Raw genomic sequence first — 19875 nt, forward strand, 5'->3', positions numbered from 1 at the left:
GCTGAATCAATCCGGGACCGCTCCGAGCCCCGTGGTTCTCTACTGCAAACGTAACAACCCGAAAAAGCGTGAACTTGCTCACTGTGAAGCAACAGGGTTTTATCCCCCCGAATTCGTAAAGGGCCGCAAATGCAATTGGACGAATGGTCGCGCCTTCGTCGAGTGCTCGCTCCCGAGGCAGGTCGTATTGCGATGGCTTTGGGTTGAACTTTCGTCCAGTAGTGAACCCTCCAAAGTGAAGCTTCAATTTAATGGAAGAACCATTCTAGACCGAAAGATTCAAGGACGTTCAAGATTTCGATTGAGACTTCCAGACGGCATTCCCCGCAGCCGTTTCACCATCGAAATCTCCTCGCCAACCTTCAAACCGTCGGATTTCGTCACCACGTTCGACGACAGACGCGTTTTGGGTGTTTTGGTGGGTGAGATCCGTGTTGCAAAATATTGGTGGCGCAATTTTGAGCCTCGCCACTACCTGAGACCAATTGCTAAATTGATTCGTAGCTTGCGACCACGCAAATAGCGATAGTTCACCGGTAGGTAATAAAGAGGGACAGAAAAACAACATTATTACCTCTGGTTTAAACGCAAAACCACTCTTGCATTGCACTAAACCAACATGTTAAGAGGAATGTCAACACCAAGATTGCAATAAATATTTTGGACTCAGCCTGTCAATTTGTGACCAGCTCAAAATCACGCAGTACTGGCGTTGGTTATCATCCTTCCACAGTCCAATCTCTATGGACATTAGAGATGGGCTCGTCCCCTCCAAATTCCGCAAACTTGTCGGTACAGGTGTACACATGCAAACGACCATTGTAATCAATGCTGCTGGTTGTGGATCACGCCTCGGGATGGGCGTACCAAAGTCCTTAGTTCGTGTGGGAAAACGTCGAATACTGGATTGGCAATTGAATGAAATGTGTGCCCCAACCGATCGGGTTAAGATCGTGGTGGGTTACATGGGGCATCAAGTAGCGAAACTTGCAAAAAACTTGTTTCCGAGCATTGAAATCCTGACAAATCCTGATTGGGCTACGACGAAAACGGCTGCCAGCCTTTCTCTCGGAAAGGCTGGTGTTAGCGGTCGAGTTCTTTCGCTAGACGGCGATTTGCTTGTGCATCCAGAAGACTTCCGGAGGATGGTCGAATGTCAATCCGATGCGATTGGCGTTACCCCGGTGATCTCGACGCAACCCGTCTTTGCCAAACTATCGGATTCAGGGGCGTGCGAGTCGTTCTCGTTTCAACAGCCAACTCCTTGGGAGTGGACCGGACTTGTGAACTTCAATGCACAAGCCGTGCCCGATGGCAAAGCGAATGTATTTGAAATGATGCATTGCATCCTTCCTGCCACAACCGTGTGTGTGCGAACCGTAGAAGTCGACACGGCCGAGGATCTACGACAAGCACCGTTGATTTGGTCTGCGATGATGAAAGACATATTAAAGAAGGGATTCAGCAATGGACTTGCAGAAAATTCAAGACTTTTGGCAGGCTAGAACAAAGGTCGAAGACCCTAGGCTGGCAACGAACTACAGGAATGATGGTCGGCTGCAAATCGACGTTAATTTTATTACCGAGCGATTGACACCCGACGCACGGATCCTGGACTTGGGAGCTGGTACGTGTACTCTCGCCCAGGAGCTATTACCTATGGCTTCACGGATTATTGCGGTGGACAAGTTCGAGGGTTTCCTAAACCGCGCTCCTATCGATGCGAAATTGGATACGGTTTGTGGCGACGCCGCGACCTTTCTGATCGACATGCAATTCGATGCCATTTTATTGTTCGGTGTTGTCAATTTCTTGACGGTCGAAGCGGAAGAAACGCTATACCAAAACTGTGCGAGCATGCTCGCGGATGATGGGGTCTTTATCGTTAAAAACCAATGTGGTATCGAACGAGAGATCATCGTGGATAAGTTTTCAGAAGAGTTGCAATGCAACTACCATGCACGCTATCCGTTCGTGGACAACCAGTTCACATCCCTCAGCCAACATTTTGTGACCCAGCAGTTCGACATTTATCCCAACCACATCAACCGCTGGGCCGATACGCATTTCTATGCTTTTGAATGCCGCAAATAGGGTTTCAAACCTGCGTAGAGCGATTTGATCCATTCCAGCTTGTTCTTACAAACAACGTATTCGGTGCATGAATGGACTTCCACCAGCGAGGGGATCTATGGAATGGCTGTCAATTGCTACTGACAACTTCAGAGCCACAACAGGTCTATAATCCGAGTTTTTCCGGAGTCGTTGAGACCATCGACGACGCGTCGGATCTGAACGATGCGATGGATCGGTTGCGAGGGCGACGGTTTGCGAAAATCGGAGTTGCAAGCCCATCTATTTCGGAGCTCATCTTCGACAGTCGAAACGCCGCGGAATCGATTCGCCAGATGTGTTCTGACCAAACCTTTTTTGCAGTACAGCCAATCGACCCGATCGAAAGTCATTTAAGAAAACACCTTCACAGCGTTGGATTTTACGAGATTGCGGAATGGCATCCGAACGCGCGTTTGAGGATCGATTGCTCGACGGTATCGGGGCTCCCAGATGGTCAATTCGAACTTCAGAGCTCGAAACCCGGCATCTCGATTCCGTCCTGCCCCTATGTGTTGATCGCAAGTCGTTACGCCTTGCCGATGAGCATACCAAGCCACTGGACTCTTATTGGCTCGCCACTCCGAGATCATCAGAACGGGGGAGTGACCTCGAACGACGATCCGGAGATAGGATTGGCAATTCGTGATCAGCCAGAAACCAAGTCTTCCGTATGGACCAAACTCATGGTGACGGGACAAATCTGCTGGGAAACGCCTGCGTTAAACGGAGCATTCGCGGCTTTAGTCGGCTCGTACAGTGGACCGGGTGATTCCAATATGTACGCGGCCATGATCGACGCCTACACAGACCCTTTCGCGCAAGTGTCCCTTTGGTGCTGCCATCGAAACTGGGAGCGAATTGCGAACACTCATTTCCCACTCCCGCATGGAAAACCAAGTCATTCAATTCACTTGGCGTTAATCATAGGGCTCGATACAGTAGAGTTGCAGATTGGCAACGAGCGAGTCCTATGGGTATACGATGCTCGCATTCCTCGGACTGCGTCCTACGGGATGCGTTTGCGAGGCAATCAATTCACTGTTCAGAAGCTCGCCGCAGCCGTTGAGTAACTGTGAAAGCAACCATGAAACCGAAAGTAATCACTTCAGGAGTTGATTCGGAATACGTACTCGCTGACTTGTCGGAGTACTTGCGATCTCGCGGCTTTGAAGTCATCGAACTGGATTTCGGGAAAGTAAAAGGTTGTGTAAGGTCTCTGTTAACCGATCTATCATCTTGCGAAACAGTCTACCTGACGTCTGCACACACGATCTTAACGCTTCGTACAGCCCGAATGGTGGCACCCGTATTTGCGAAGCTCTATCCTCATTATCTTGCACCTATCGAGATCATCCCGCTTTTGCAGCCCAGAGCTTCGATCTTCGTCCCTCATGATCTATTGTCTCCATTTGGTGACTCCAATCTCAACGAACTCAAATTCCTAGACCTCTATGATCACGTCCTCGCGCCGGTTGTTACAGACCAACTGTTGCGTGCGGCGGGTACTGAAACGCAGGTTCATCAAGCAGGATGGATCAAGTACCGTGTTCAAGAAACCATGACACCTCAGATTGAATTTGCTCCATCTGCAATTCGGGTGAGCCTCTTTCTAACCATCATTCAACACATGCAGTTTAAATATGGAATCGAGGGGTTTGTCGACTACCTCCGACCGATTCTCACACCCGAAATCAACGTCAAACTTCCCGCATGGAAAGGGATCGAAGCTCTGGAGAACCGAATTCGGGAAGTGACAGGTGCCAACATCATTCCAGCAAGTGTAAGTTCTATCGAGCTCATGGAACAATCTGATTTGGTGATGTGCAACTCGGTTTCATCGATCCTCGCCGAAGCATCTCTCATGGGAAAACCGTGTATCTGTTTGCTCGACCGAGAGGGAGGAGAGCCAGACGACAAACGCCTCAAAATGGCCGATTTTCCAGACTTGATTTGGCATCCCTACGAAGAGAGAAAACCGATCTCCATCGACGTCATCCAAACAGCCACAACCAAGCCCCTGCAGCGGCGCATCGAACCTTTTGACTTTCGCTTCGTCGAATCACTCATTGCACGTTCCTAAACGCGTCAAGCGTGGAGTGCGACTACGCCGCTTTCGAGATCTTCAAGAAAGCTTCTGTGCTTTCCTTCCAAGTCGTCGGGGTATAGGGTGTGGATATAACTCCTCTTCCCCTTTCAGCTGCAAGCAAACATCGGGCTAGGTTCTCAGGCTCGTGGAGCGGAAAGTAAGTGCAATGTTCACCCCCAACTTCTCGGTGGATAGGAATATCGCTCGCGAGAAGATTGGCTCCGTACCAAAGCGCCTCGACGATAGGTAGTCCGAATCCTTCGACTATCGAAGGCATAATCACCGCTTCGCAATTTCGATACGCGTACTGCAACTCTGAATCCGAAAGATCCGAAAAATGCTTCAGGTGACTTGGATAAATCGAACTCGTAGACATGAGATCCAACAACGGTCCAGACAATCCTCCGGCCCGTCCAATGAAACATAGGCGTCTGGGGCTTCCCTGCCTCTTGAGATACTCGAAGGCTTTCACAACTTGCTGATGGTTCTTGCGTGGATCGAGCGAACCGACGACGAGATAAGGCGCTCCGCCATCGCGGCCGCCATCCGATTCGAAATACGCTCTCACCTCTGACCGAATAGTGCCATCTGTCACTTGAACGTCGGCACCTAGAGGGAACGAATCTATCCTACGGCAGCAACGGTCATCAGCACCCCAGTTCTCATTGACATACTCAATGAGTTGCTGTTGAACCGATTTCGAAATAGCAAGAACTTGGTCTGAGTTCATCAGCAATTGCTCGACATAATGCCGGAACTTTTCAGATCGCCTTCCCCCTACGAACTCAACATGCGTCAGGGGGATAAGGTCATAGAACACCGTTACTACTTTGGCTCCGCAATCACGAACCGCTTTTACACTGGCCCAAACATCTCTCCTCGTCCAATACGCATCCGGTAGTACGAGAAGATCCCCTTCACGCCATTGAACTTTCTCGGCCCGGCCAAGGCTTTTCCTGGTTACTGCGAACTTCGCTATTTGATAGGGAAGCTTGTAAATCCCCAAATGGGATGGTTCGGGTAAAACGAGCTTTCGCCACTTCCTATTTCGAATCAAGCCCGTCGACAATTCAAATAGTCGCCTCAGCACTTTGGGAACTTGGTCAGCGGGGTTCGCTTCAAAAGCAGCGACGCGCGTCAACTGTTCCTCAATTCCTTTTGTGAGAATCGCAAAACGACCCGAATGATGGATAACACGTCGAGCCGGTTCATTGTTTTGCTCTGCCGAAATGAGCTCCAGATTCGAAGCGAGTTTTCGAACCACACGTTCGATTCCCGTATTCCTCGATGTGCAAAACGTATGCGATCCGTCTATATAAATGGTCATTTCGATTCAGTCTCGATTCGGGATGAGCGTCTTGCAAGACTCGGAGGTGAATGGAGCATTAAGATGCCCACCGCATAGCAGTCCCCTCGATGAGGTCGCTACAGCTATAGAGTGAATTCCGAGAACCGTTTAGAATCGACCGAACGGCCTGTTCCAGCGACGATTCTTCTACCAATAGATTGGAATCACCTAACGCGGTTTCGGGATCGAAGTGCTTAATCTTACATGGCTTCGCAATGTGCAAGTGATATTCCAAACCACAGACGTTTGCGATCCTCAGAAACAAACTTGAAATGCGAACAGGGGTGTTTAGCTCCATGACGACGGTTCCCGGTGCGCAGAAACAGGTGTTCGTCAGGCCAGCACCGTGGGGAGCAATCACCATCGTTGCGGACTCAAACAACTTAACTTGGTCTGCAATTGACATATCTTCAAGGCAGTAGCGTTGAAACCCGAACTTTTTGAGTGTTTGAAACACGTTCTCTTCGTTCTCAACACGACGCACTCTCGCTTTACGCCTGGATACGTAGATCCGCTTCGGCGTTCTGGATTCCAAACCATCTGATGGGGTCTGCAATAGTGCTCGCGCCGCTTCGACTCGGTAGCGATTGAGCTTTCCCCCTTCGAAGCTGGCAGTAACAAGATTCTCACATTCGACATGCGTCTCCCCTGTGGCATGCACGATTCGATCTCCAGCGATTCCCAGTCGCTCGAGTGACTCGCGTTGGTGTCGATACTTCGTGGGGACATAGTACCTATCAATTTTCACTCCGCTCGCCTCATAGAGGCTCAACATCGGGAGGATGTCCATGTACCAGTGAAAGACGTTTTGAGGGGAACTGCCCGTAAGGAGGGCTAACGTGCCGCTATATTTTTTCGGCGCAGAAAGCTTTCCACGAGACAGCGGATTACCAGGAATATCCGACTGTTTGTTGATACCCGACATATTCCACACCAGTCGATTGCAACGGTCGATCACAGCCCCCCGCGAATGCAAAACCCGTCCATTCTCGAACTCTGCGACGATCGCTGGCGGATTATCCCTCGCTGCACACCTCAGTTCGCAATCCAATTGAAGGAGCCCACTGGGAAGGAGCTCTCGCTGCAGAAACTGACGGAATTCGGAGATGGAACCGCTCAAAGATTTTGGCTCCGACATGGGAGCCTCTGGCAACAAACTCTGGGTCAGTAGTTTGCCCACGGAGTCGACTTGGCTTTCGGCAGTCAAGCAATACTCATCGGTCGGATGATACTTCTCATCCGCCCCAAACAGGTAAGCGGCAAACAACGGTTGGACGCGGGATTGGATGTATCGCGTAAGCTTGCTCATAACCAATCGCTTCCTTCGCCAAGAGTTTTCCAATTCCTATCCAACTTCCCTCAAATGTCTTCCTACAAAAATTCACCCCCTGAAGTCAACACAACGTGAAATCATTCACACCCTCCATTCCACTTGATCACCAAACGCTAGCAAAACACCCTTACGGATCCGCGCTCGCGCTGGGGATTCGATCTTTCAACAGGCAACCCGAATTTGGTACTACACGGACTGTAAATCCCGATTCGCAAGACCGAAGCTCCGTATGAAAAATTTTTTTAAAGCTGTTCGAGAATCGATCCATCTCGCCCCAGCGATCGCCTTGGCGACGCTTTGCTCGATCGGTATCGCTTTGCTCTGGGGTGGGAACATCACGGCGCTCGCCCCTGTGATCGAAATCACCCTGCGAAACGAATCGATTCAAACCTATCTTGAAAAACAAGCCGCCTCCATCGAATCGGACATCGCAGCGAAACAGGCTCTGATCCAAGACGTCAATCTTGCCCCCCTTCAACAGTCGAACATCCAAAGCGAAGTCGCCGATCTTCAAAACACACTCAAGTCCAAGAATTGGCAATTGGAATGGGCCAAAACCCTCCTCCCCAACGACCCTTTCTTGACAATCTGCTCGATCATGGGCGTCCTTGTTTGCACAACACTCCTCAAACATGTGTTGATGCTGACGAGCGACATGCTGCTGGGATACGCCTCTACCTCGATCGTTCGAGATCTGCGTCGCCGCATTTTCGCGAAATCGCTTCAGATGGACAAGGCTCAGCATCAATCTGTCGGCAACAGCACTTTGCTCGCCTCGATCACGTCTGCAACCGATGGGCTATCGGCCGGACTTCTGGCATGCTTCGGAATTTTGATCCGCGAACCGCTGCGTGTGATCTCCTGTTTGGTACTCGCTTGTCTAATCTCCTGGAGACTCCTCTTCCTTTCCGTTGTTCTCGCTCCGGTCCTGGTCGCGGTCATCGTCTACTTTAACAAAAAAATCCGCTCGATTGCAGCCTCGATCCTGGGGCGAAACGCAGGCTTCCACGAAGTCTTACTAGAAGCCCTTAACAATATCTTCACCGTCCAAGCCTTTACGATGGAGCCAAGGGAGAAGGTGCGATTCGACGAATGCACGAGAGACATGCAACGAATCGGTCTTCGCATGACCTTCTATTCGGGACTTTCCAAACCATTCACGGAGCTCGTCGGAGTCGGCATGGTGGCGATCACCGTTTGCGCTGGTGCCTATCTTGTCGTCAATCAAGAGACACACATTTTCTTTTTGAAAATCCGAGACACCCCGATCTCCGTTACCGAACTCCTCATCTTCTTCGGACTCTTGATCGGCGCGAGCGATCCGCTTCGAAAACTCTCCGGTGTTTCTATTTTGATCTATAGCGGTGCAATGGCCGCCAACATGATCTACGGCATCCTCGAATCCAAACCCAACGTACAAGATCCAGAAAGCCCTGCCCTGTTGCCGGGACGAGCGCATGCACTCTCCATTGAAAACCTTTCGTTTCATTACAACGAGTCGCACCCGATTCTCCAGAATATTCAACTCGATATCCCGTTCGGTCGGACGATCGCCCTCCTCGGGCATAACGGCAGTGGGAAATCGACGATGATCCAACTTCTCTGCCGTTACTATGATCCGACCGACGGCGCAATCACACTTGGCGGAGTCGACATTCGAAAGCTCGCACTTCGCGATTTGAGAGGTCGCATTGCGTTGGTAAGCCAAAGTACCGAACTCTTCAACCGAACGGTCATGGAAAATATCCAGTACGGCTCCCCAGACGCGACCGAGGAAGAAGTCATCGAGGCAGCCAAATTAGCCCACGCACATGACTTCATCACTGAAGCTCTAAGCGATGGATACCAAACCATCGTCGGGCAAGGTGGGCAAAAGCTCAGCGGGGGACAACGCCAACGCATCGCCCTCGCTCGAGCTATCCTGCGTAAACCTGAAATCTTGATCCTCGACGAGTCCACCAGTCAGATCGACATGGCTAGCGAAATCCAGATCCGTGAAACCCTTCAAACCATGAAGGGAAACATGACCATCATCATCATCACCCACCGCGAAGCCCTGATTGCACTCGCGGATGAGGTCTACACGCTTCAGAGAGGAAAACTGGAGTCAACACCCCATTCCCTCCAAGCGGTTGCTTAACGCTGTGTCCCGGCACGCCCCGCAATCCCAATGGGAATCGCCGCTTGGTCCAGTCGATCCGCGGATTGGATCAACAGCATCCCTAAGTTCTTGAGCTTGCGGGACACGATTCGAGTCGACTGCAGACTCAATTCTTGAGCTGCCGGCTCCCATCCGCTCAGCCGGTCATACACTCCCGCCACCATCGAACTCCAAGCAGCGGAAAACCAAGCCTCGAAGGGAGAGCCCTCAACCAACGCCTCCTCGATCAAGGTCTCCTCAACCAACACGTCCGCAACCAACGCGTCCTCGGCCAACACCTGCGGTTCCATATCTTTCTCGACACTCGATTGCACTAAGCTCGGTTGGCCGATGTCCAGCAGAAGCCCTTCGGGTGGAAACATCGGTTTCGCCGCAAAACCTTCGAGTTTGTATTCGTACCGCGGTCCGTGCGTACGCAACTCCCAAGAACGAATGTTCCAATCGGGTGCGATCCAATTTCGAAGCATCTCACTTTCGTCCGACACGAGCAGCTCCACCTCGGCATCCGCCTCCCCCTGCTCGATGTCCATGGAATCGGGCTCGCCCTCGACGACCTGGGCCAAAACAAACTCCGGTGCTACCGGCTCCACCACAGCGGGCTCAGCTCCGGGGATCGTGCAGTGCCCGAGCCCTATACACGCATCGGGTTCCTTGGACGCATCTGTGAGTGCCAACCGATCTCCTTCGAGAATCGGCGGTTGCCCGCCCACCGATTCCGCTGGTTGCTGGCAGTGGGGTTCGACAACCAAATCCGATGCCACAATTTCTCCGTCGGCACCTGACGGGATCGGGATCGAGGCGTTTGCGAAATGCGACTCAGCGAAGCAAGAGTCGAAATTGGTAACCAACGCTGGAGCTGCTACAAGAGTCGCTTCGAGATCTCCATCGCTGGTCTGTTCGGCACGGTACAGATCTTCGGTGGACGACGTATTGGCTAACTCTTCCTCGAAGACATAGACAAACAGATTCCCGTCGAGGTCCCGCTTAGGGAACGAGGCCTCCACCCATCCGTCACCGCTTGGAGCAGTCAACGACGGAGTTCCCGTTCCCACGACGAGCGCAAGTTGCGACAGGTGTCCCCTCGCTGCCCGCCCCAGTTCATATTGACGGGTTAACCATGCGCCCAAGCCGCTTCCTGTTGTTCGAAAGCCATGTATCCAAGCCGAGCAATGCAACCGAGGCAAATGATGGTGAAGTAGCGAGTAGACGACTTGCCGATCGATCTGAAAGCGATCGGCACGAATGCAATCGTCGAACTCAAACTCGCAAGCGATACCCTTGAGGGTGGTGGCGATGGGTTCACCGGAAAAGCCGGATTCCCAAGGATCGTATTCGCGATCATTGAGAAAACAGACTTGGTTCCATGGCGTGTTTTGAATCCCAGCGAATGCGATGTCTGCCGAGGTTCCTGCGATAGCAAGACTCGCAGCAAGGAGACCGCGGAGGAGCTGACGAAATTGAAGGAAACGCATGAATTGGCCTCGATACCGTTCGCAGTCGGAGGACCAACCAATAGCTGACTCAGCGCGGAGGCTGAATCAGCCATCCGTGGCCACGTCGAGTCGAACAACTAGGGAATGGGTTTTGTTTTAGGGTGGGGGCCGTCTGTCCGATCCCTTCGGACGCAACGGCAGTAAATTTGTTATCGAACCAACTAGCGTGAACATTCATCGTTACGGGTTCACAAGTCCCTATTTCTTACCCAAGCGATTGGGGTTACCCGACCCTCAAGCTTTTTGCAGAACGTAACGATTAGTCCTGTTAAGATTGTCGAATCTCCGCCATGCACCATTCCTTTCCCGAGTACACCCCTCCAACAACTCCGCCATGAAGATTTCACTTTGGCTCGCCGCTTCCATTGCCTTCATCGCGGCAACAGCGTGCTCGCCTCCATCTTGCGCTCAGTCCCGCACGCCTGAAGATGTGTCGCCACCAACTAGACTCAAGCGATTCGAGACCAGGACTCAGGCGATGGGATCGAATCTGGACATGGTTCTCTATGCAGAAAGCCTCGATGCGGCGCGTGCCGCGTTCGAAAACGCAATCGATTGCTTGGAACGTCATTCAATTCCTTTAAACCACTACGTCGCCGAGAGTGAAGTCAATCAACTGCCGTCTCTCTCGGCACGATCGCCTCGCCCGATTTCGCCGGTACTCGCACGGGCGATTGAACGCTCGCGACAATGGTTCGGATGGTCTCAAGGTGCTTTTGATTCCACGCAGCGCGAGACGATACAGCTTTGGTCTCGCGCTCGTCGTCTTAAGACTCTCCCGGATCCGGAAGCCATCCAAAAAGCGTTGCAGCGAAGTACTTGGGAAAAAATCGAATTGCGAGAGGATGCCCAAAGGTCGATGACAATCACGCACGAGGGTCCGCGGCTTTCCCTCGATGTCGGCGGGCTAGCAGTCGGGCTACTTCTCGATGACATGATGCTTGCCATTCGGGAAAGCGGCATTACCAGCGCCCTGATCAATGCAGGGGGGGACATCATCGTTAGCGATCCGCCCCCCAATCGCGAGGGCTGGAGCATTTCCGTCGCGGGTCTCCAATGGGGCGATGCTCCGCTGTTGAACGTCGAATTGCGAAACGGGGCGATCACGTCGTCAGGCGATCTGAACCAGTTCGCGATGATCGACGGGGTGCGATATGGGCACATCATCGATCCACGAAGTGGTCGGCCGGTTTCGCAACGCAGAAGCGTCACCGTCATCGCGGATCAGGCGATCGATGCGGATGCCGGCGCCACCGCTTTGGCCGCACTAGGACATGAGGAGAGCTTTCGCCTGTCTGAAAGAATGCCGATCCGGGAAGTCTACTATCTATGGCTTCCCGAAAACGAAACGAATCCTCATTTCCGAACTTGGGTGTATCCGTCTGTTAACGCGCCAACTCGCTGATCTTCGCTTTAGCAAACGATTGCCATTTCGAATCGCCAGTCGACTTGTCGAACGCGTTGCGGTGCAAGATCACGCGATACGCAAACGAGATGCTCTCTCCCGATTCGAGATGGTATCCGCCCACTTTGTCGCTGGCTGGTGGGTTATCGATTTTCGGAAAGTCCTTCACACCGAACGGGTTGTGAGCGAAAAGTCCATAGGTGCGAACGTGCCAACGTCCCTCGCTGCGATAGCTATCAGGGTGGATTAGGATTGCGATGCCGTAGGTCTTGTCATCATCGCGAAGCGTTTTCCCAGAGTAATCAACCCATTTAGCAGGGAATCCCCACGTCGCTCCATCCACACGGCCTTCGCTACTAAGGATATGTCCTCCTCGCTTGTCCGCTCGCATCGGCTCAGGAACACGAATCGCAAACATTCCCTCCTTGGTATCTCCAAAGTGCAAATCCATCTTCGCATGGAGCTGATAGAAGCAATCGATGATCCGTTCCTCGCCGTTGCCTCGAATCACGTATGTCGACTCGCAACTCGCGAGCGTGGGAACGGAATCGGAACACCCTCCCTGCAATTCCGTTGAAACAGAACTGACTTCCTTCGAGCCACCTTTCCAGAGGTGGTTCGAGCGAATAACGATTCGATCGCTATGAGCCTGAATCTCAGGATCGCCCACTTGGCAGACGGTTCCTTTTCCTTTTCCTTCGGCCCAGAGATCAAATTCGTTGATTTCTCCAAAGGTCATCCACAAGGAGCGATGGTGAGGATGGTCGTGCTCTTCATCCTTCGAATCCGGTACCATCGGGTATTCGCGCGAGAACCGCTTCGCGTCGGGTCCGATCAAGGGCCATAGAATTGGCTTCGATCCAGATCGAAAGTGATAACTGGTAACCAGGCTGCCCTGGTCGAGAACATCCACGCGCCCCGCCTTTTTCTCGATCGTATAACGCTCCTGTCCTCGGGCATGGAAGCCGACAAGACTCAACAGGGAAAACGCTAGGGCCATCAGGAGAGGAATGGAACGCGGAGATGAACGTCGAAGCAGCATGAATCTGTTCCCGGGTAGGAGGACTTGGGGAGAGGCAAAGAAGGCATTCGAGCGGAGCTTCATCGTACCTGCGGAGAGTTGACGGAACAACATGGGGGGTATGGTGACCGGCGAACGCTCCAAGGCAAAAAGAAAGGGCTGGAAAATCCAGCCCTTGCAAAACGGTTTTTGGAGACGGAACCCGAAGGTTCGATTCTCGCGCTAGCGACCGCCGAAGTACTTCTTCAACGTTTCGGAGGCGGCATCCTTGGTGTTCTTGGTTGCAGGGCCAGAGTTCATCTTGGGGAGCTTGATGGGCTCGCGTTTCTCGAACTTTCGAGGCTTCGCGTCTTCTTCATCAGACTTTTCTTCGACCTCTTCTAGCTTGCTCGCTTCTACCCGAGTCGTGTCTTCCATCGTGAACTGACGAGTGTCCTGCTCGGTTGGCACGGTGGGGACATTGCGATCGACTTGGTCGGCCTCCAAAAGCCAGGAACTGATGTCGAAACTCTCCTTGGAATCGAAGCCAGTCTGTTCGGTCATTCGCTCGGCTGCCTGCTTGACATTGGCAACCTCCGACTGCTTGGAATTGGCGATTCCGACTTCGATGCTCACCTCGAACTCAAGCTGTCCACAACGGATTTTATCTCCCGTTTTGAGGATCTTTGCTTTATCCGGGGAAAGCTGCTTGTCGTTGACGAAGGTCCCGTTGCGACTGCGAAGATCGACCAGCAACAGGCGCCCGTCTTTCTGGACGAACGCACAATGCTTACGGCTGATCGACTCGCTCTTCGGTCGAAGCTGGCAAGATTCGCTGCGGCCGATCAAGAACTTTTCGTCTTTGATAGGGATTTCCTTCCCTTCATGCGTTCCCGACAAAACCTTCAAGATAATCTGCATTGCCGTTCCTCTTTTCGCTCCCGTTTCAGCGCCCTTCAGTAGGTCCACGCCACCAAAATCGTTTCAGCGACCCGACCTATGAACGTCCATTCTACACGATACACCACGCTCTATGGCCAATCGTTTTCAATCTGGGAATCGGGCGTCATCCCACTTGCACGCGATCACTTGGTCGATACCGGCCCTCAGCCTCTCGGCCAGCCATTCTCCCCAAAATCGCCATGCAAAGTCAACAATACTATTCGCGTCGGAAGGGACCGAAGCCCGTACCCAATCCGCATCGGCTCCTTTCCCCGCGTCCTCTGACTCTAACCCGGACGCATCGGAGGAGTTTCGCGTCTGATCGAACAGCCCGTGCAAGGAAGGTGTCAACGCGGAGGCCGATAAAAGAAAACTGCCGTGCTGGAGCAAGCCCGCTGCACTGCGTCTCTGCGCGCTGCCTAATATTTTATCCTGGCCGATCAAGACATCCACAGGCGACCTGCGCATAAAGCAGAGAAAAGGCTCCGCCTGGGAAACTTTTCTCGTTCCAGCAGCGGAACAAGTGCACTGCTCCGACAACTTGGCGTCCCACCCCATTTCCCGCAATCCATTCACGATCGCAAGGTGGGTTGACCGGTAAATCGCTTCGCTGTGCCCTTTTAGTCCAAGTTCTGGACGGGACGGAATCACCAAACTATAGGTCCATTCCAGATCGTGGAGGATCGCCCCGCCACCGGTCTTGCGCCGGACTCTCGGGGCAGTCGACCATCGTTCCTCGGCAGGGATCTCCTCTTCGTCTTGAAAATGCCCAAGCGAAAGCGTCGGACTGGACCACCGATACATTCTCAGCACGACTGGAGAATGGGACTGAAGCTCCGCGAGCATCCTATTGTCGGCGTCCATATTGAACTCCCCGGACTGAGGAGAATCCCATCGCACAATACCTCGAAGCTCTTTGGCCACAGTAACCTTTCCCGCTGGTTCGCTGTCTTGGAAAGCTACCCAACCGTGGGGAATTAGTTCTGCCCACACTGTTTCTGATATGCATCCCAACTGAGCAACCGGTCCAGCTCGCTGGGGTCGGACATCTTTACCTTCATGATCCAACCGGCATCGTAAGGATCTGTGTTGAGAGTTTCCAAGTGATTTGCCAACGCGTCGTTCACCTCGACAACTTCACCTGAAACCGGGCTGTACATCGGGCTGACCGCCTTCACGCTTTCGACCTCCCCAAACTCCTCCCCGGCAGCCACCTTTTGCCCCACCTTGGGCATCGCCATGAACACCAAATCGGTCAGCTCGGCGACTGCGAATGCGGAAATCCCCACGGTCGCTAACTCGCCTTGGACCCCTGCCCACTCGTGAGACTCGCAGAATCGAAGTTGCTCTGGTTTGATCGTCATTTTGAATTCGTTCGTTTGTAAAAGGGAAGTGGGACGATGGTCGCAGGTACAATCGAACCTCGAATGTCCACCTGCAACTCCGCTCCGGGCTGAACAAGATCGGGGTGAATATACGCCATGGCAATGGGGCAATCGAGGGTCGGCGAGAAACTGCCGCTCGTTACGGCTCCAATGGTTCGAGCATCGTTATCCAGTACCGTGGCTCCCTGGCGGGCAGCCCTTTTTCCAGCCAGCTTCAATCCAACGCGCGCGGCGCCTGGACTCTGCGATTTCACCCGAGCCAGAGCCTCACTACCAATAAACTCGCGGTCTTGCAGATTGCAAGCGAATCCCAATCCGGCTTGGAAAGGATGGATGGATTCATCCAGTTCGTGACCATACAGTGGCATGCCCGCTTCAAGTCGGAGGGTATCGCGAGCGCCTAATCCAGCCGGCTTTACTCCGTGTTGACGCCCGGCCATCAAGATGTTTTCCCAAACACGCGGAGCATCTTCGCGACGCACGATCAGCTCCAAGCCGTCCTCACCGGTGTAACCTGTCCTAGACACGATGCACGGCTTGCTCATCTGATCGGTTACTTTGGCTTTGTAATACCCGAGGGTCAACGCGCTCTGGGGTAACAACGGCTTGCAAATCTCCAATGCCAATGGGCCCTGCACAGCAATCATGGCCGTGCTCTCGGTAGCGTCGAAGTATTCGACGTCCGGGAAATCGGCCAGCTGGGGCTTGATCCACTGCGAGATCTTGGCATGGTTACCGGCGTTGACAACCAACAGGAAATAAACCTTCCCACTCGGGCTCTCCAAACAACTCACGAGAACGTCGTCGAGAATCCCACCTTCTTCGTTGCACATCAAAGAATAACGGACTTGCCCCACCTGCATGTCCATCACCCGCCTGGTGAGCAACCGGTCCAGCAGTTGATCCGCCCGAGGACCATCAAACCGAAGACGCCCCATGTGCGATATGTCAAACAAACCTGCAGCCGTCCGTGTTGCGACGTGCTCCGCCACAATTCCCTCGTACTGGATGGGCATAGCATAACCCGCAAACTCCGCCATGCGAGCGCCGTGAGATTGGTGCCAAGAATGCAATGGGGTCGATGCGAGTTGGGGACTCATGAATTCAATTGCCTTTTCAACGATCGGATGGGTTTGGCGAGAAGCATAACACAGGACGATCACACCAGGCAATATGCAGCGATCCGCTACGGAGCCCGCGTCCCCACCCGCTTGAATAAGGATAAATCCAGATCCGGGTGGAATGGCGTTGAATTCGCCGGGGGACAAACGCGAGAACCAGCCCCTATCGATGTGATAAATCCCTCGTACCTGCCTACGTGCAACAGCGTCCGATCGCTTAAAAATCTCAGCCAGCGATTCGTCGGCGAAACATCATCGCCATTGGCAGGAACCCCAAAGACCTTAAGTCTCATCTTTGTTTCCCAATCCCACAAATGGATTCGAGGACCAATGCTCAACGCCAACACGGAACCGTCCGGACTCAGCGCCAAATTCTCGACATTGTCCCTGGTCGAGTGAAGGGTACCATTTGGCGACCAGTTCAGACGATCCACTTCCCTAGCTTTCTCCACATCGACAATGGATACCTCGGCCTGTCTCGCAACGAACAATCTACCATCGGGATGAAAGACACCCCTATTGCAATGAAGCGGGTACTCGACTACCCCCAATCGACTCTTTCCACGCGAGTCCCAAATCTGCAAGCGTTCGTGGTAGAACGGAATAGCAACGAGCCGGCTTCCGTCCGGACTGAAAAGAGGCTGGACGCGACGGTTTTTGACATCTCCCAAATCGACTCGTCGAACACGATCCAGGTCAAAATCCCAAAGCCATAATTGACCTCCGTCGCAACCGATCGCCAACGATTTTCCATCCGGAGAAAACGTTAGGTCCGCAATTTCGAATTCGAGCAACTCCAACTCCTTTTGGCTTTCCATCGTCGAACAGTCCAAGAGCTGGACGATTCGGTGTCGCAATTCCCCCGCGTTTCGCGCGACTGCAACCTTCTTTCCTGTCGGGCATTCCGCAAAGGGTGCGCCCGGGCTAGAGAAGAAAGGGGAATCCTTCAGAACCTCCCCACTTTCTAATTCGCTCCAGATCAATCTGCTGTGATCCCGAGACTGCGAAAGCACCAGTCGTTGGCTCGCAGCGACACCCACTGGGAGAAGGGCACTGTCCGGATTGCTGTAGCCAAAGACCGAACTCTCTGAAAGGATTTGCACCAGACAATCCTTTTCTTCAGAGGGAGTGAAAAAGACAAACATTCCTCGTTTTTCATTCCAATCACAACTCTCTAGACGATCTTCCTGCCCACGTAGTTGCCGACTGCTCTGAATAAACCAAGTTTTGGTTGCGTTAGCTCGGGTCAACCCATAAACCATCCCGCCATGCGAACCCGCTAGAAGTGCATTCCCAGAATTGAATTGCACCGTCGACATGGGCGTTGGCATGGTCATCGCATATTCCACTTCGCCGGTTTCCATCGACATGATGGTGAGTTTTGAGGCATAGTTCGTCGTCCCTAAAAATCGACTGTCAGGCGAAAAACATACACCCGTGGAATCCCCGTCTCCAACCTTATGGGACACCGTCCATTGATGCGCAGGCCAAACCAATGTCCCCTCTTTTTTTGTGGCGGCTGCGATCCATTTTCCATCGGGAGACCAAGTCAATTCTCGCACGGACGAATCGTGACTTCCTCGATCATTCATGGTTCCAATATGCCGCCAACTCAAAACTTCCCACAATTCCATCGCGCCAAAGCGGTCCCCTGAGCACAACCATTTGCTATCCGGTGACCACACCAGCGCGCTAACCGTATTCTGATGCTTTGCAAAAACGTGCACTACGGAACGGGATTCCAATCCCCAAATCCGGATGAGACCATCCTTCGCGCCAATTGCTAACCACGCACCATTGGGTGAGAAAGAGAGCGATGAGATCTCGACATCCGACACCTTGAAATCCCAAACTTTTTGGCCATTCTTACCGTCGAATAGCGTCACGTATCCGCGTTGAGAACCCATGGCAATCAAGTTACCCGATGGATGGGTCGAGCACGAACGCCAGCCGGGCGCCTGCATGAGTGGGGTTGCAAGACTAACCTTGTGATACTCATCGATCCAGTTTACGGCGAACCCTAAATGCTTGCTGTCGGTCGCCCGCTTCCAGTTTCCTAAGAAGTTCGCCACCATCGTTTGATCTCCTTGCTCGATGGCTGCGAAGGCTTCTTTGACCTCGAATGCCAACGCCCTCCTCACATTCAAAATCAACCTTGGTGACTCATTCAACAACCCAAGGTCCTTGCGCCATACCCAAACCGCACAAAGAATCCCGAAAAATAGCACCCCAACCCCCGTAGAATAGGTGATAGCCGACACGAATCGACGATCGCGATAACGCGTTGCCTCGACAGGACGCCCTTGCAACCATGCCTCCAAGTCGGCTTGCAGTGCCGACATCGATTCGTACCTTGCCTCACGCTCCTCGCGCAGCGCTTGGAATGTGATCCAACCCAACGGACCGCGAAGCCAAGTCGTCAATTCGCGGACACTCGCTCGCCTTGCCTCGGCTATGACGTCGTCTATCTGCGTACGAACATCGCGATGAGTGGGCGCATCGGCAATCGCTAACCGAGTGATGCCGCTGGCCGAACTCGATTTGGATCTCGATCCTGTCGCGATCATCACCCGCTCGTGCGAGAATCCGAATAACAACTCCAACAGAATCATCCCGAGTGAGTAAACATCCGAGCGAGGATCGACGTCCGACGCCCAACTCCGTTGCTCCGGGCTCGCGTACCGCGACGTCCCAACCCATTGGGAGGCAAAGGTCAAATGAACCGATTGATGCTGGCCTGTTGTTAACGCTTTCGCGATCCCAAAATCGATCACCTTGGGAATCGCCTCCCCTCGCTTCTGAAAAACGAGAATATTGCTTGGCTTCAAATCTCGGTGAATCACTCCTTTGTCATGCGCGTGCGAGACGGCCTGGCAAATGCGAATCGCCAGCTCTACTCGATCGCGGATCGTCAAACGCATGCGATCGCAGAAGGCATCGAGAGGTATGCCCGGCACTTGCTCCATGGCGAAATAGACATACCCATCGACAGTTGTCCCCGATTCAATAAATCGGGCGATGTGAGGATGATCGAGTCGCTCCAGTATCTGTCGCTCCAATTCAAATCGACGGATGATCTGCCTGCTATCCATCCCGGGCTTGATCACTTTGATGGCGACCCGTTGCTTTCTGTCTTCGCGATCACACGCCAGATAGACATCCCCCATCCCCCCCGAACCCAGACCCTCCAGAATTTCGAACCGCCCCACCTCCTTGCCAATTAGCCGCTGCGGAACATCCATCATCTGCCCCAGTGATGATGGCAGCGTTTCCATGAAGTCGCTCTGTAGATATCCTTCCAAAAGCGATTCCAACCACTCCCGTAATTCCGGACTCCCGGCGCAACGCTCCTTTAAAAAAGTTGTCCGCTCGGCTTCCGTTTCCAGTTGTAATAATTCTTCGAACAGCTGTTCGTCTTCGTTTCCTGGTCGCTCAGTAAGATTCATAGAACCATCTACAGTATCGCTCGACAGATGCTTAGGGCTG

15 protein-coding genes are annotated in these 19875 nt (G+C 52.9%); 6 read left to right on the top strand and 9 right to left on the bottom strand.

Going from position 1 to position 19875, the window contains the following annotated elements; genetic code table 11:
• Positions 1–806: 806 nt before the first annotated feature.
• The 4 genes from VN12_RS04290 to VN12_RS04305 all read left to right on the top strand — a co-directional run bounded on the left by VN12_RS04290 (position 807) and on the right by VN12_RS04305 (position 4195).
• The gene (locus VN12_RS04290; RefSeq protein WP_256388137.1) at positions 807–1505 is read left to right on the top strand and encodes an NTP transferase domain-containing protein; all 699 of its coding nucleotides are present in this window, start codon (positions 807–809) and stop codon (positions 1503–1505) included.
• Complete coding sequence (locus VN12_RS04295) at positions 1468–2094, top strand: class I SAM-dependent methyltransferase (protein ID WP_146675664.1); 627 nt, start codon at positions 1468–1470, stop codon at positions 2092–2094. The genes VN12_RS04290 and VN12_RS04295 overlap by 38 nt, the downstream gene beginning before the upstream one ends.
• Positions 2095–2165: 71 nt before the next feature.
• Positions 2166–3185: a hypothetical protein gene (locus VN12_RS04300; protein ID WP_146675665.1), complete on the top strand. Its 1020-nt coding sequence runs from the start codon at positions 2166–2168 to the stop codon at positions 3183–3185.
• Positions 3186–3199: 14 nt separating this feature from the next.
• Positions 3200–4195 carry a hypothetical protein gene (locus VN12_RS04305; protein ID WP_146675666.1) on the top strand — a complete coding sequence of 332 codons (996 nt, stop codon included), beginning with the start codon at positions 3200–3202 and terminating at the stop codon, positions 4193–4195.
• 22 nt (positions 4196–4217) lie between these two features.
• Here the strand turns inward: VN12_RS04305 and VN12_RS04310 are convergent, their stop codons facing one another.
• Positions 4218–5528, bottom strand: a complete 1311-nt coding sequence (locus tag VN12_RS04310; RefSeq protein WP_146675667.1) for a glycosyltransferase family 4 protein — start codon at positions 5526–5528, stop codon at positions 4218–4220.
• A gap of 58 nt (positions 5529–5586) precedes the next feature.
• Entirely contained in the window at positions 5587–6858 is a 1272-nt protein-coding gene (locus VN12_RS04315; protein ID WP_146675668.1) for a glycosyltransferase family 61 protein, read from the bottom strand.
• A 253-nt stretch (positions 6859–7111) separates the two neighbouring features.
• Between VN12_RS04315 and VN12_RS04320 the strand changes: the two genes are divergently transcribed.
• Positions 7112–9022, top strand: a complete 1911-nt coding sequence (locus VN12_RS04320; protein WP_146675669.1) for an ABC transporter ATP-binding protein — start codon at positions 7112–7114, stop codon at positions 9020–9022.
• On the opposite strand, the gene VN12_RS04325 is transcribed toward VN12_RS04320, so the two are convergent.
• A complete protein-coding gene (locus VN12_RS04325) occupies positions 9019–10515 on the bottom strand; it encodes a hypothetical protein (RefSeq protein ID WP_146675670.1) in 1497 nt (498 codons plus the stop codon). The genes VN12_RS04320 and VN12_RS04325 overlap by 4 nt on opposite strands.
• A 355-nt stretch (positions 10516–10870) precedes the next feature.
• On the opposite strand from VN12_RS04325, the gene VN12_RS04330 reads away from it, so the two are divergent.
• The gene (locus VN12_RS04330; RefSeq protein WP_146675671.1) at positions 10871–11941 is read left to right on the top strand and encodes an FAD:protein FMN transferase; all 1071 of its coding nucleotides are present in this window, start codon (positions 10871–10873) and stop codon (positions 11939–11941) included.
• On the opposite strand, the gene VN12_RS04335 is transcribed toward VN12_RS04330, so the two are convergent.
• The 6 genes from VN12_RS04335 to VN12_RS04360 all read right to left on the bottom strand — a co-directional run bounded on the left by VN12_RS04335 (position 11922) and on the right by VN12_RS04360 (position 19835).
• Positions 11922–12983, bottom strand: coding sequence for a PmoA family protein (locus VN12_RS04335; protein WP_168164213.1), 1062 nt, complete (start codon positions 12981–12983; stop codon positions 11922–11924). The genes VN12_RS04330 and VN12_RS04335 overlap by 20 nt on opposite strands.
• A 201-nt stretch (positions 12984–13184) precedes the next feature.
• Positions 13185–13862, bottom strand: a complete 678-nt coding sequence (locus VN12_RS04340) for an FHA domain-containing protein (RefSeq protein ID WP_146675673.1) — start codon at positions 13860–13862, stop codon at positions 13185–13187.
• Positions 13863–13988: 126 nt separating this feature from the next.
• Entirely contained in the window at positions 13989–14807 is an 819-nt protein-coding gene (locus VN12_RS04345) for a lipoyl protein ligase domain-containing protein (protein WP_146675674.1), read from the bottom strand.
• 53 nt (positions 14808–14860) lie between these two features.
• A complete protein-coding gene (gene gcvH, locus VN12_RS04350; RefSeq protein WP_146675675.1) occupies positions 14861–15247 on the bottom strand; it encodes a glycine cleavage system protein GcvH in 387 nt (128 codons plus the stop codon).
• Positions 15244–16368, bottom strand: a complete 1125-nt coding sequence (gene gcvT, locus VN12_RS04355) for a glycine cleavage system aminomethyltransferase GcvT (protein WP_146675676.1) — start codon at positions 16366–16368, stop codon at positions 15244–15246. Before gcvT ends, gcvH begins: the two co-directional genes overlap by 4 nt.
• An 86-nt stretch (positions 16369–16454) precedes the next feature.
• Complete coding sequence (locus tag VN12_RS04360; protein ID WP_146675677.1) at positions 16455–19835, bottom strand: serine/threonine-protein kinase; 3381 nt, start codon at positions 19833–19835, stop codon at positions 16455–16457.
• Between the last annotated feature and the right edge of the window lie 40 nt (positions 19836–19875).

Origin of the sequence: Pirellula sp. SH-Sr6A (assembly GCF_001610875.1) — a bacterium.
In the GTDB taxonomy this organism is placed as follows: Bacteria; Planctomycetota; Planctomycetia; order Pirellulales; family Pirellulaceae; genus JBKCUI01.